Source organism: Nitrosomonas marina, from assembly GCF_900111605.1.
GTDB lineage: Bacteria > Pseudomonadota > Gammaproteobacteria > Burkholderiales > Nitrosomonadaceae > Nitrosomonas > Nitrosomonas marina_A.
In genome coordinates this window covers 105,660-118,126 of record NZ_FOIA01000006.1, presented here as the reverse complement: position 1 = coordinate 118,126, position 12,467 = coordinate 105,660, and the positions used below count along the sequence as shown (strand labels likewise).

General features: G+C 42.7%; 15 protein-coding genes and 1 tRNA gene. 7 read left to right on the top strand and 9 right to left on the bottom strand.

Annotated features, from left to right (window positions below; genetic code table 11):
* The 3 genes from BMY62_RS04460 to traJ all read right to left on the bottom strand — a co-directional run.
* The coding region (locus tag BMY62_RS04460; RefSeq protein WP_177170288.1) for a type IV secretory system conjugative DNA transfer family protein at positions 1-584 on the bottom strand (584 nt) is incomplete at its 3' end.
* Positions 584-2,209 carry a TraI/MobA(P) family conjugative relaxase gene (gene traI, locus BMY62_RS04455; RefSeq protein WP_090657069.1) on the bottom strand — a complete coding sequence of 542 codons (1,626 nt, stop codon included), beginning with the start codon at positions 2,207-2,209 and terminating at the stop codon, positions 584-586. The genes traI and BMY62_RS04460, both read right to left, overlap by 1 nt.
* Positions 2,210-2,248: 39 nt before the next feature.
* Positions 2,249-2,680, bottom strand: a complete 432-nt coding sequence (gene traJ / locus BMY62_RS04450; protein ID WP_143058753.1) for a conjugal transfer transcriptional regulator TraJ — start codon at positions 2,678-2,680, stop codon at positions 2,249-2,251.
* A gap of 405 nt (positions 2,681-3,085) precedes the next feature.
* Between traJ and BMY62_RS04445 the strand changes: the two genes are divergently transcribed.
* The 7 genes from BMY62_RS04445 to BMY62_RS04415 all read left to right on the top strand — a co-directional run bounded on the left by BMY62_RS04445 (position 3,086) and on the right by BMY62_RS04415 (position 7,718).
* A complete protein-coding gene (locus tag BMY62_RS04445) occupies positions 3,086-3,409 on the top strand; it encodes a TraK family protein (RefSeq protein WP_090657068.1) in 324 nt (107 codons plus the stop codon).
* Positions 3,409-4,140 carry a nucleotide-binding protein gene (locus tag BMY62_RS04440; protein ID WP_090657066.1) on the top strand — a complete coding sequence of 244 codons (732 nt, stop codon included), beginning with the start codon at positions 3,409-3,411 and terminating at the stop codon, positions 4,138-4,140. The genes BMY62_RS04445 and BMY62_RS04440 overlap by 1 nt, the downstream gene beginning before the upstream one ends.
* The gene (locus BMY62_RS04435) at positions 4,137-4,565 is read left to right on the top strand and encodes a conjugal transfer protein TraM (protein WP_090657064.1); all 429 of its coding nucleotides are present in this window, start codon (positions 4,137-4,139) and stop codon (positions 4,563-4,565) included. Before BMY62_RS04440 ends, BMY62_RS04435 begins: the two co-directional genes overlap by 4 nt.
* Before the next feature lie 76 nt (positions 4,566-4,641).
* On the top strand, positions 4,642-4,869 hold the full coding sequence (locus tag BMY62_RS04430) for a helix-turn-helix domain-containing protein (RefSeq protein WP_218142933.1): 228 nt from the start codon (positions 4,642-4,644) through the stop codon (positions 4,867-4,869).
* Positions 4,870-5,186: 317 nt separating this feature from the next.
* Entirely contained in the window at positions 5,187-5,816 is a 630-nt protein-coding gene (locus BMY62_RS04425) for a hypothetical protein (protein WP_143058751.1), read from the top strand.
* Positions 5,816-6,301 carry a hypothetical protein gene (locus BMY62_RS04420; protein WP_090657060.1) on the top strand — a complete coding sequence of 162 codons (486 nt, stop codon included), beginning with the start codon at positions 5,816-5,818 and terminating at the stop codon, positions 6,299-6,301. Before BMY62_RS04425 ends, BMY62_RS04420 begins: the two co-directional genes overlap by 1 nt.
* On the top strand, positions 6,282-7,718 hold the full coding sequence (locus BMY62_RS04415; protein ID WP_090657058.1) for a M48 family metalloprotease: 1,437 nt from the start codon (positions 6,282-6,284) through the stop codon (positions 7,716-7,718). The genes BMY62_RS04420 and BMY62_RS04415 overlap by 20 nt, the downstream gene beginning before the upstream one ends.
* Before the next feature lie 277 nt (positions 7,719-7,995).
* Here BMY62_RS04415 and BMY62_RS04410 read toward each other — a convergent pair.
* The 6 genes from BMY62_RS04410 to petA form a co-directional block, all read right to left on the bottom strand.
* Positions 7,996-8,071: transfer RNA gene (locus BMY62_RS04410), tRNA-Thr, on the bottom strand.
* Between the two features lie 44 nt (positions 8,072-8,115).
* On the bottom strand, positions 8,116-8,550 hold the full coding sequence (locus tag BMY62_RS04405; RefSeq protein WP_090657055.1) for a ClpXP protease specificity-enhancing factor: 435 nt from the start codon (positions 8,548-8,550) through the stop codon (positions 8,116-8,118).
* A complete protein-coding gene (locus BMY62_RS04400) occupies positions 8,550-9,149 on the bottom strand; it encodes a glutathione S-transferase N-terminal domain-containing protein (RefSeq protein ID WP_090657053.1) in 600 nt (199 codons plus the stop codon). The genes BMY62_RS04405 and BMY62_RS04400 overlap by 1 nt, the downstream gene beginning before the upstream one ends.
* 48 nt (positions 9,150-9,197) lie before the next feature.
* A complete protein-coding gene (locus BMY62_RS04395) occupies positions 9,198-9,923 on the bottom strand; it encodes a cytochrome c1 (protein ID WP_090657051.1) in 726 nt (241 codons plus the stop codon).
* Positions 9,920-11,167 carry a cytochrome b gene (locus BMY62_RS04390; RefSeq protein WP_090657048.1) on the bottom strand — a complete coding sequence of 416 codons (1,248 nt, stop codon included), beginning with the start codon at positions 11,165-11,167 and terminating at the stop codon, positions 9,920-9,922. The genes BMY62_RS04395 and BMY62_RS04390 overlap by 4 nt, the downstream gene beginning before the upstream one ends.
* On the bottom strand, positions 11,168-11,746 hold the full coding sequence (gene petA, locus BMY62_RS04385) for a ubiquinol-cytochrome c reductase iron-sulfur subunit (RefSeq protein ID WP_442753237.1): 579 nt from the start codon (positions 11,744-11,746) through the stop codon (positions 11,168-11,170).
* Positions 11,747-12,467: the final 721 nt, after the last annotated feature.

Here is a 12,467-nt window from a genome sequence, read left to right as displayed (position 1 = left end):
TCGGTTATGACAGTACTTTGTATCCATGACAACAAGGTCGGAATCACCAAACTCACGCCTTTGCCCGAACGTGTCGGTGCAAAACACAATACATGCTCCGGACCGCTATGTTTAAGGTAATGTGTTTTGCCGGATTTGTCGTGCCAGGCACCGACATAAACCGCTTCATCGCCTTTGTTCTTTTTGGAAGACAACAATCCAGCCGCTTCGATATCCTTCTTGTCCGCCCATCGCGCTGAACCGTACAGATTGCGATTCGCACGCGAAGAATTGGTAAGCATCATCTTGACGATCAACACCAGAATCAATCCGACACTGGAAAACAGGATGCCGTAACCGGCAGCGAGATCAAAGATGGCTGGATGTTTGTCATACCACTGATTACTCCAGACCAGAATCGACCAGGGTGCATAGAGTTGATTAAAATGTGCCCCGAGCTGATCCTGATAATTGAACTGGTGTGCAAAATACTGTGTTGCAACTTGGAGCCCACCGATCAAAAAAACAATGGCGAGCAAGCGGATAATCAAAGCATCTTTCGTTGCGTTTCTGTTTTCCTGGAAACCGGGATTGTATTTGTTCATCACAGACTCCTTCGGTACGTTGAAGTTTTGGATCGTTTCTGAAATACAACTTGTCTCGATAATTGACTGCGGTGTCGTTCGAGTTCCGGATCATCGAACGTGACACGGATACTGTTTTGCGCTGCAGTTCGAGCAATCGCTGTCTTGAATTCATCTGAACCATTAACTGACAGGTGATTACCGTACTTGTTGATGGCAACCTGCAGCACGTCAACAAGCGAATCATTCAAAACATTCGATGCAACAAACAACCGCTTGCCGTCATCGCGAACAACCGTATTGCCAACCCTGTAAAACACGGTTCCATCTTTGGTTATGGACTCAATTTTATCTGTTATGGACTGATTGTTATCATATTTGTTGCCAGTAATAGAATCACGCAAAACCGCACCAGTTCCGTTGCGTCTGTTGCTTCTGGCACGCAATACTGCAAGCGATTCAGCGTTGCTGTTTTTGGCTTCAACCATCAGCCAATCAAGCCACGACATTCTCCGAGTATTAACTTTTAATTGTGCATAAGCTTCACGGTACTCGCGCTTAACTTCATCCAATGTTGTTTTGAATTGCAGGCTGATGGTTGCATACAAGGCTTTTTTGCCAAGCGGCCCGGCTTGAACATGTTTGATGATGCTGCGTTTGCTGCTGGCTTCCTGTTTGGCACGTTCAATCAACAGGTCACGCTGTTCTCGTAATTTGAGCCACTGTTCTTTGCGTAATAAAGCTGCATTGGCTTGTTGTTGCTGATAACGCTCATACAATCTGGAGGTGTCGACATTGTTTTGCAGCGGTTTGGGTTGATAGCATTTAGCTTCTGCTTCTGTTGCTTGGGTACTTTGAGTATTGGTTTGAGGTGTATCTATAGACGGTTCAAAAGCACCCAGTCGTTTGATCAAATTAGGTTTTGATAAAGACCGGTCAACGGAACTGGCTTTAACGGCCACACCGCTACTGGAGGCAAACACCAGGCCGTTACCACGTTCCTTGATCTCCAGGCCGTAGTTGTGCAATAGTTTGTGTAAATCCTGCCATGTATCGGCTTGCTTGATATCATCAAGACATTCGCGCCGTATCCAGCCAAGTAGACTTTCGATACCTGCCTTGGATTCAATGTCCTGGATGGTTCGCTCTGTTTTATCAATCCTGGTTTCATGATTGACCTTTGTCAGTCCGTATTCCTGCTCGATCTGCTCGCAAAGTGTCGCAACTTTCTTGTAGTCGTAATAGGGATTGTGAATCGTCAGTTTACGTGGATGAATCTTGTTGATCGCAATATGGATGTGCAGGTTATCCGTATCGTCATGCACCACACTGATGCGCTGATGTTCACTAAAACCCAGTGCTTCACAGAATCGCTCCTCAATTGCACTCAGATCGGTACTGGATAACCGTTCACCTTCAGGGAAACTCAGTACCAGATGACAGGTTTTATCGGATTTGGCACGCTTGTTCATTTCCTGTGTGTTCTGGATTTCCAATAGCGCTGGTATCAATTCATCGGTGTAGCAGTTGGTAACTGAAATCTGACCGATACGCTCATTCTTGCCTTGAGGATCGGTCAGATACTTCACCAAGGCAGAGAAGTTGCTTTTGCGTATCGATTTGATGGGTATGATTTTAGCGATCATAGTGTTTAAGCGGCTTAAGAAATTTGGTTATTCCGAGTATCATTTTCTGAGTTTGATGATTTCCTTGAGCATTACACTTTGTGTTTCCCGGATTGTGTCCAGTGTCATATGCAGTTGAGACTTGCCGATATATTTTGTGCGCCGGTCATTGGTCAGCCAAAGCTTGATCAATCCGCCAAGCCTTCCCAGATCGGCGTTGATTTTAAGCAGCGCATCCACCTGGCGGTTATCGATGATGCTGGGTACGCTGTAACCCAGGCCCAAATTGCGCAGATACTCGGCAATCGTTAATCCGGCTTCAGTTGCTTTTGTTTTGATCATCATTTCTTCCTCCGGCAATACAGGCACCCTGAGACGCTTGTCGCGCTTGGTACGTTTGGTGCGCTTTGTGTATTTCGCGCACCTTGTCCCTTTATTTGTACCCAAAGTCTTCTGCTTTTCATCACTTTTTTGGTACTTTAAAACTGTCATTTCCGTTTGCCTCGTAGAGCAAGATCAACGTTGAGCAAAGTATTTGCGAATAAAGTTTGCGTGGAGATGGCCATCTCCACATATCTTGCCCTGTTGTGTTAGTTTTTTAAAATATACTACCACTATATTATAAGTTTGCAAACAGTTTATTTTCGTTATATTATAATTTCATTCGCTTTAAAATGCTTGCATAAAGCTTCTTTCAAGTAAAAGAAAGTGCTTTTTAAACAAAAAGAAAGCAAACAAAAGCAAAAGAAACGGATTGAAACAAAATGAAACTGAAAGCAACGCTATTGCGAGTGAATGAAACTTTGAAAATGGGCGGGAAGTTTTTTTAGAAAAAAACAAAAAGCAAAACCAAAAATTTCTTTCGCCAAAAAATAATTTGATACGGAGAACATTGTGATGACCAAAACCTTATCAGAACGTATCGCGCTATTTACAGACAAGCACAAAAACACTGGCAAACAGTTTTTGCCGGTGTTTATCGCATTGAAGCCAGATATCGAACTGGCATTACAGGATGGTTGGACGGTGTACCAAGTATGGGACACGTTATTTGCCGAGGGAAAGATCACATGCTCGTATCAGTGGTTCAGGACACTGGTTAACCGGCATATTGCTGATGACAAAAAACAGCGAATAAATACCGGGATTAAAAAAACGGCAACAACTGATCAGGAAGGATTTCGTTTTAATTCTGCAACTGAAAAAGAGGAGCTTATCTAATGGCCAAGATACATATGATATTGCAAGGAAAGGGGGGTGTTGGCAAATCCTTCATCTCATCAACATTGGCGCAGCACAGGATCGCCAAAGGTAAAAATCCGTTGTGCATCGATACCGACCCGGTTAATGCCACGTTTCATGGTTTCAAAAAACTCAATGTTAAGCAGATTAATGTGATGAACAACGATGAAATCGATCCCAGGAAGTTTGACGATCTGATTGAACTCATCGCCAATACTGAAACCGATGTCATTATCGATAATGGTGCGAGCACATTCGTACCGATGTCGCATTACCTGATCAGCAATCAAATCCCGGCATTGTTGCTGGATATGGGACATGAACTGGTTGTTCATACCGTGATTACCGGCAGTCAGGCTTTACTTGATACGCTCAATGGTTTTGTGCATCTCGTGAAACAGTTTCCAAAGGAAGCATTGTTTGTGGTCTGGCTTAATCCTTATTGGGGTGAGATCACCATGAACGGCAAACAATTTGAGGAAATGAAAGCGTACATTGATAACAAGGCGCGGGTATCGGCAATCATTAGAATTCCACACTACAAACCGGAAACTTTCGGCAAGGATTTGAGCGAAATCCTGCAATCGAAATTTACGTTTGACGAAGCGCTTAGAAATAGCACGCTGCCGGTGATGGTTCGCCAGCGGCTAACCATTATTCGCAGACAGTTGTTTACCAATCTTGAGAACGTGTCAGCGGTATTGTCATGAACAACGACAAGCTGGATGCATTGATCAAACGGATTGCGTCAGAGCACGGTATTGCTCTGACCAGAGATGACCCGGTATTGATGATGCATACACTCAATGAAGTATTGCTGGAACAGAATGAAAAAGCTCATGCTGAATTGCTAAGCAAATATGAAGCTATCCTACAGGAAAGTTTCAATCAATGGCATTCATACGCCAGCAAAAAATCCAATGCGCTGATCAGCTCACATCAAAACAATTTCAGCAAAACACATGATCAATTAGCAGACCAAAGCATACAGTTAATCAGCGAGAAAATCAGCATCACGATCAATCACGAAATCCGTGAACTGACCAGAATTTCCAGGCAGGCGGCTATTATGAATTTACTGGCTGCCGTTCTGGTGTTGGTTTCGGTTGTATTGGTTTTTGTAGTTTTGAGCTAACAACACGGTCAGCATTTAGCTGGCAATTGAGAAGATAAAAATTTACGTGTATTCGAGAAGTATAGGAGTTAAAGAGATGAGTGAAACAAACTTGACCCTAAGCAAAATAATTAAGTCCGGCGAAAACACGGAAGAGGTTGATCCAACGATGGCCGCGCAAATTATCGGCGTAAAAGTGAATACGCTCGCTTCATGGCGTTGCACAAAGAAGGAGATCATCCCTTTCTACAAAATAGGCAGCAAGGTCAGGTACAAAATATCTGATTTGATCGCCTGGAAAGAAAGCAAAAGAGTGTCCCAGTAAAGGCTATCAAATTGTCGCAATGTAAACCCGGAAATAAAAACGGCTTATAATTCAACATTCATGCCATTGATTTTGAATCGCTTATAGTCTGCATCTAACCAACGACAAGGAGATTATGAAACTCACTTACCATTTCATGAACAGCATTCCGGGTTAGTAGATTTTCGAGAGGATAGAAAAACAGCTGTTTGTGCTAGCCAAAGTGGGATATAGCCATTCATTGATCAATTATCACTGTGTTTGACAACCGAGCTAGCTTTCAGTACATTCGAGACTCGTGAAAAAGGTCTTTTGTTTTTCTTATACTCAAAATGACATTGAAAGAGAAATTATTTTTATTCTTTGGAAACGAGAATCTCGAGTTTCCACGTCTCTTCGGTTTGATTGCATGCGTGGCAGCGGTCAATCTGGCGGGAATAAATATCTCAGTAGCGTCAGAACCCAATCAGCAGACTAGCACCATCCGAAAGATGCTCGCAGATGGATGGACACCGGGGCTAGGAACAGGCAGTTTAGACTCGACTGCGGTGCTTCGGGTTTGTGATGTTCTTAAAGTCGACGAAGATCATCTGGATGAAGCAATCTTACAAGGACTGCGTGAGTATTACATTAACATTAAAGAAGAAAAACACTTTCCTGATAACAAAGAACGGCACTATAAAACCAAACGCTTTCTACTAAAACGTGAGCTTGTCGATTCGCATAATACGACAGATGAGCAAGTTTTTCTGGATCCTGGAATTTTCCATTCAATGGATCTTCAGATCAAAGCAAGAGTAAAAAAAGTGGGTGTGTTTTTAACACTAACAACGACAGTATATAACGGCTCATCAAACAACCTACAAAAACATTCTAAATTTGCCGGTTCTTATAATGGTCATTTCTTCCATGAGTATTTTGGCAATTTTGTACTTGAAAAGCTGGTGAAGAATAATTGCGAGGCCTAATGCATCTATTAATTGCTATACTGTGGCTGTGTTTCTGGGTTTTCGGTGTAGCATTGGCACTGATTTACTCAAACTGCGAGGTATGTGTTGCAAGCCACCGAGTTTTGGCAAGCCCGGATGAGATGAAGCTCTGTATCATGCTTCACACAGTATTATGCATGCCCAATATTGCAACATCGCTGGAGAAAGCTTTAATCCCACGAACGCATCATCACATCCGCCTACGACCACAGATATACGTCATTGCAATCTGCTTGCATTTGGTTGTGTTGGTGCTTACAGCATCATTTCTTGCCGCCCCCTTATACAACACTATAAATCTCGATAAAAATGCACTCGATGTATTTGTGGAAGCAACTGCGTATGGTGGATTTCTTACTGCTACAGTTCTGCTCCTGATTGGAACTCTGATCAATGTGGCGGAGAACTCTACTCTTAAAGTCAAACATGGAGATGAGGCTGCTCATGGCTCTGCAACGGAATAACATTGCAATTATTTTGTCGTTTGTATTCTTACTGGCCGGGCCTTTGATAGCTGCGCAAGAAACTGACCCTAATGCGCTCACCAGAGAGATACTTATTCTGCTAGAGCAGGAAAATATTGATCGAGAGGCTGTTCTCAAGAAGTACAATCAGTTGATGGATCAAGCCAAGTCGACAACCACAAACAATGAAACAGATGCATTGTTTAGAGAATACAAGCCTTTGATCGAAGAGAGGATCGCGATTATAAATGAAGAGTTCATCAGCGGAGAATCAAGGAAATGTGCCAACTTGTTCTTAGAGTACGCTCAAAGGCAGCGTGGTGTAAACGCTCTACAGGATGGTTTAATCGATGAACGAATCAAAGACCGGAAGAATGGCGGAACACGGGATGAATCGGTCTTCTCATGTTTTTTTATTCTTGAACTCCAGAACAGACTGAGCAACTTGTTTAGTAGTTTCGTTAGCAATGATTTGGCGCAATTGACAAAACGTTTTAATTGGCTTCAAAAAAGCCTTGAAGAAGCCCCCCACGACGAATGGATTATCTTCGATGCTGAAAGCTCTGCAGTGGGATTGAACGCAGCAGGCGACCGAATTGTTATCACCCAGCCAATGGCCGAAGCTTTTCTTGATGTTGCCGTTATAGAAACGTTCGGAAGTTACGAAGCTCTGGAGCAGGCACGAACCCGTTTGGGCAAAGAAAATGAAAAAGTGATCTTGGGTGAACAGCTTCTCGAACTATCAATTGATATGCGGCAGCAATCTGAAGATGAGAAATCTGCGTTAAGACAGCAATTCCAAAAAGCCATAATGGGAAACCGCTCCCCGGAGGAATTTGTGGCTGGTTTATTGCGTGGCGAGAAGCAAATGGTCAATGATGACGTAGTTCAAATCTTTGGGGACAAAGAACTTGCCAAGGTAATGCGGCTTGAGCGTGTCTTAGGTGGACTGATTTCGTTCGCACTACTTCACGAAATTGGGCATATTCTTAGCGGTCACACACAAGTAACAAACCCGATATGTGAACAGATCTATGACATGGAGATTGAGGCCGACGCATTTGCCGCTTCAATCCTTGGAAAACGTAATGCTGGCATTGCTGAACTTGAGTCTGCCATTGAACTGGATAAGGCTGGGCTGACAGCTTTTTATAAGCGTTTTTTTGATTTCGGCTTTGCAATAGACTCTACTTGTCCACACCCGCCGATAGAGGAGCGCTTCAAGGCAATGCAAGAGGCCTATGGTGCGTCAAGAAAAGCGAACAGCAGATCAATCCGAAACGATTTTCAGGAGCAATTTTCAGTAGGGATAGAGAAAAGGTGCGCTGAGATTCCAGAAGCACTACGCACAGAATGCAAACAGACGCTTAAGAAAAAGCTAAATAAAGAACTAAAGGGTATTGGCTTAAACGATTAACGTAAGTTAATTCCAGACTCGAGTATATTTTTTTTCATTTTTTCCGTAGAAAGATCTCAAGGAAGCCTTCTTTTCTAAACCTTTAACAAAGCTGCGTGTACTAGTAGTCGCCAGTTGATGTGACTAAGATAATCAGAAAGACGGCTCATCTGATTTGATCACCTGGAAAGAAAGCAAAAAAGTGCCCAGCAAAGGCTATAAAATTGTCGCAATGTAACCCCTGCGTAACCCCACAAACAAAAGCGGCTTGCAGATAAATTGCAAGCCATTGATTTTATGGTGCCGACACCAAGAATCGAACTCGGGACCTTCTGATTACAAATCAGCTGCTCTACCATCTGAGCTATGCCGGCTTTTGATGACATTCACTACAATGCTGTGAATTTATATTTGGTCGTTATTTTACCAAGTGTAAATTAGCTCTGCCTTTTTTATCAGGCTTCGTTTGGTCTGATGATTTAACCAGCTTATTTTTTTTATTGGCATTTAACTTGTCCGTTACTTCCTTTTCTCCCGTCAAATCATTCTCAGGAAATGAAACACCCTGATTAACTTCTCGAGCGAAGATACCATTGACCGCTTCCGTGGGAAATGCAATTTGCTTTGCCACACCCCCAAACCGGGCTGAGAAGCTGATTATATCATTTCCAATAATCAGATTGTGCACCGCACTATCATGAATGTTGAAAATGATCTCACCATTCTGGATTTTATCCGCCGGAAAATCTGCTTGAGGAATTGCTTTGACAGATAACAATGGCGTGTATCCGCATTCATTGCACCACTCATAGATTGCGCGGATTAAATATGGTTTCGTCGATGGCAACTTCATTATTTCCGCATGACCTTTTCGGATGCCGATAATGCATCGATAAAAAGCGGTCTGCTAAATAAGCGCTCAGAGTATTTTAATAATGGAGCCGCCTGCTTGGGTAACTTAATACCGTAATGCTCAAGCCGCCATAGTAAAGGTGCTATCGCCACATCCAGCATGGAAAACTCATCACCTAGCATATATTTTTGTTTCTCAAAAATCGGCGCTATAACCGTCAGGTTTTCTGCAACTGCTGTGCGGGCCTTTTCCGCCGATTTTCCATCGGTATCTTCAATGGCATCTATATAGCAAAACAGCTCCTGTTCAAAACGATACAGCAATAGCCTGGCACGTGCACGCATGACCGGATCTGCAGGCATGAGCTGCGGGTGTGGAAAACGATCATCTATATATTCATTGATGATATTAGATTCATAGAGTACCAGATCGCGTTCAACCAGAATCGGCGCTTTCCCATACGGACTCATGACCGCGAGATCTTCAGGTTTGTTGTTGGGATCAACATCAATTACTTCAAAGTCCATGTCCTTCTCGTGCAGTACAATACGGCAGCGATGGCTATACGGGCATGTAATTGTTGAATACAAAGTCATCATGGCTAAAATTTCACAACATTATCACTAAGAATGAAAATTACTTCATGCTCAATGTATGTCTTTCCAGTACTCCCGATATAATACATAGGTCAATCCCAGCATACCAAACAGAAATATCATTACCAATATACCTAATTGTTTGCGATCATTTGCTGCCGGTTCACTAAGATAAACCATATAGTTTACCAGGTCTGCAACGTATTGATCATACTCGGATACCGTCATCGAGCCTGGCTTGGCTAATTCAAGGCTTTTTACTTCTTTACCCGCCACTGTTTCTACAACCAGTTCTTGTTCCCCCTGCAACTCGTATAAAACATGAGGCATGGCAACACGATCAAAAACAAGATTGTTCCATCCGGATACTGTAGATTCATCTCGGTAAAAAGCGCGTAGATAGGTATACAACCAGTCCGCACCTTTTGCGCGCGCAATGACGGACAAATCCGGAGGAGCAACTCCGAACCAGTCTTCTCCCTCATTTTTACGCATGGCTGACAACATCAAGTCGCCCGCTTTTTGTCCCGTTAATATCAGTTTCTCGGTAACTTCAGCTTCATTATCCAAACCAATATCGCGATGGCGGTTATAACGCATAAAACTTGCGCCATGGCATGTCAGACAATAGTTTACAAAAGTCTCAGCGCCCCGCTGTAACGATTCGTTGTCAGTTTGATAAATTGGAACACTATCCAAGGGCATTCCGGGCTCTGCGGCGAACAAACTCAATGGAGCCAAACACAAGACAGTCAGAAATATTTTTATTTTATTCATTTGGTCACTCTTTTAGGCTCAGGTTTTGTTTTATCTATTTTGCTATACCAAGGCATCAAAATGAAGAATGCAAAATAAATAACCGAAAAAATTTGGGCTAATAGCGTGTATAACGGAGTGGGTTGCTGTGTACCCAACCATCCAAGAACGAAAAAACTGATAACAAAGAGCGTTAATGCGAATTTGAAAATTGGGCCTTTATAGCGAATAGATTTTACGGGGCTTCTGTCCAGCCACGGCAGAAAACAGAAAATGGCGACACCCGCGACCATTAAAAATACACCCCACAATTTCGCGTCGACCCACAGAAAATTCACAGTTACAGCGCGTAACATTGAATAATACGGTGTGAAATACCAGACCGGTGCAATATGATCCGGCGTTTTTAACGTATCTGCTGGTATAAAATTGTTGTGCTCGAGGAAATACCCCCCCATCTCCGGCGCAAAGAAAATGATGCCGCAAAAAACAATCAGAAAAACAACAACACCAAAAATATCTTTTACAGTGTAGTAAGGATGAAATGGTATTCCATCAACCGGGATTTTTGTTTCAGGGTTTTTGTTCTCTTTGATTTCAATACCATCCGGGTTATTTGAACCTACCTCATGTAAAGCAATGATATGGACAAACACCAGAACGACAATCAATACCGGCAGTGTCACAACATGATATGCAAAGAAACGGTTCAAGGCCGCATCTGACAGCATGAAATCGCCCAGAATCCAGTTATGCAGCGTCTCGCCAATAAATGGAATCGCTTCGAACATACTGACAATTACCTGTGCACCCCAGTAAGACATTTGGCCCCATGGCAATATGTATCCGGTAAAGGCAAGGCTCATTAATACAAAAAATATTGCCATACCAATCAGCCATAGAAGCTCGCGGGGCTTACGATATGAGCCATACATCATTCCACGGAACATATGCAGGTACACAACAACGAAGAACATGGAAGCTCCCGTTGAATGCATGTAGCGAATCAGCCAACCAAACTCGACATCACGCATGATGTATTCAACCGAAGCGAATGCCAGACTTGAGTCAGGCTTATAGCTCATTGTAAGAAAAATGCCCGTGACCAGCTGATTTACCAATACCAGTAACGCTAACGATCCAAAAAAATACCAGAAGTTAAAATTCTTGGGCGCATAATACTCTGTAAAATGCTCTTTCCAAGTAGAAACCAATGGAAAACGCTTGTCTATCCATTCAAGAAACGAATTATTTTGCTTGCTCATTTATGCTGATTCCTTGCTTTCTGCCCCAATTAAAAGGACGTTATCACTTAAATAAGTATGCGGCGGCACTACCAAATTCGTTGGTGCAGGAACACTCTTGTATACTCGGCCCGCCAGATCAAACTTCGAGCCATGACAAGGACAGAAAAAACCACCCAACCAATCGGGACCAAGATCCTCTGGTGCTATATCTTTCCTGAAGACCGGAGAGCAACCCAGATGAGTACAAATACCCTCCACTACTAAAATCTCGGGTTTAATAGAACGCGTTCTGTTTGTTGCGTAATCAGGCTGTTGATTTTTTTCTGAATTTGGATCAGCCAGCTTAGGTTCGAGCTTTTCCAGGGTCGCCAACATCGAAGGTGTTCGGTCGAGAATCCAGACTACTCGTCCACGCCACTCCACCATCAGTAACATGCCTGCTTCAAGCTTCGATATGTCGACTTCTACTGGTGCGCCTGCGGCCTTGGCTCGCTCACTTGGCATCATGCTCAAAACAAAAGGCGTTGCAATGCCTACGCCCGCAACGCCTCCCGCCACAGAAGTCGCAGCAACCAGAAACTTCCTTCTCCCACTCATTTTACTATCAATGCTGAAACTATCTGCCATATCTTAAATTCCACCAATTATTTTTTTCATTAAATATCAATTACTTGATAGATTACTATCATAAACAAAATCGTTAAAAAATCTTTCTCTCTCCTGCCCGTATTTTCTTTAATCCATGCAGAATTTCGAGATAAGAAGCATTTCTCTATACAGCATTTACATAGAGCCGCCTCAAGGAATGAATGCAGTCGGAATGAATACAGTCTTATGAATAAAACAGAAATATTAGCAATTTGCTACGCTAAATGCTAATAATCCAATTCATAAGCCAGTGGAATTTAAGCGCGCCAACACGTTCCAGCTCGTTCCAACACGTTCTTTCCAAACCTCATAGGAATACGTGTTTTTTTATTATAAAGACAGCCCCTTGAATAAATGGGTTATTATACCATAATCATGACAGGGAAATACTAAAAAACTTTCCGGCACGTAAAATCTGGTTATTAACGAACGTGAAACAGCACAATGATTAAGATTTCAAAACAATCATCTATTACTAGAAAATAGAGGAAGCGGCAGAATCAATATTCTATCGAATCAAGTTTTTGATACGCTTTACAACGTGACAGCGTATCGAGTGCCTACAAAAAGCACGACCACAGCAACACCCATCTCAAGTAATATGCGCTTTCAGAGCCTGGACAGCGTTGCTTATTCTAGAAATAACCAACACCCCAAGAAGAACGATTAA

Bases quoted from the DNA above. Each gene is read 5' to 3' on its own strand.
- petA (WP_442753237.1), bottom strand. From the start codon at position 11,746: ATGAGTGGGAGAAGGAAGTTTCTGGTTGCTGCGACTTCTGTGGCGGGA.
- BMY62_RS04435 (WP_090657064.1), top strand. From the start codon at position 4,137: ATGAACAACGACAAGCTGGATGCATTGATCAAACGGATTGCGTCAGAG.
- BMY62_RS04420 (WP_090657060.1), top strand. From the start codon at position 5,816: ATGCATCTATTAATTGCTATACTGTGGCTGTGTTTCTGGGTTTTCGGT.
- traJ (WP_143058753.1), bottom strand. From the start codon at position 2,680: ATGACAGTTTTAAAGTACCAAAAAAGTGATGAAAAGCAGAAGACTTTG.
- BMY62_RS04405 (WP_090657055.1), bottom strand. From the start codon at position 8,550: ATGAAGTTGCCATCGACGAAACCATATTTAATCCGCGCAATCTATGAG.
- BMY62_RS04430 (WP_218142933.1), top strand. From the start codon at position 4,642: ATGAGTGAAACAAACTTGACCCTAAGCAAAATAATTAAGTCCGGCGAA.
- traI (WP_090657069.1), bottom strand. From the start codon at position 2,209: ATGATCGCTAAAATCATACCCATCAAATCGATACGCAAAAGCAACTTC.
- BMY62_RS04440 (WP_090657066.1), top strand. From the start codon at position 3,409: ATGGCCAAGATACATATGATATTGCAAGGAAAGGGGGGTGTTGGCAAA.
- BMY62_RS04400 (WP_090657053.1), bottom strand. From the start codon at position 9,149: ATGATGACTTTGTATTCAACAATTACATGCCCGTATAGCCATCGCTGC.
- BMY62_RS04445 (WP_090657068.1), top strand. From the start codon at position 3,086: ATGACCAAAACCTTATCAGAACGTATCGCGCTATTTACAGACAAGCAC.
- BMY62_RS04395 (WP_090657051.1), bottom strand. From the start codon at position 9,923: ATGAATAAAATAAAAATATTTCTGACTGTCTTGTGTTTGGCTCCATTG.
- BMY62_RS04390 (WP_090657048.1), bottom strand. From the start codon at position 11,167: ATGAGCAAGCAAAATAATTCGTTTCTTGAATGGATAGACAAGCGTTTT.
- BMY62_RS04415 (WP_090657058.1), top strand. From the start codon at position 6,282: ATGGCTCTGCAACGGAATAACATTGCAATTATTTTGTCGTTTGTATTC.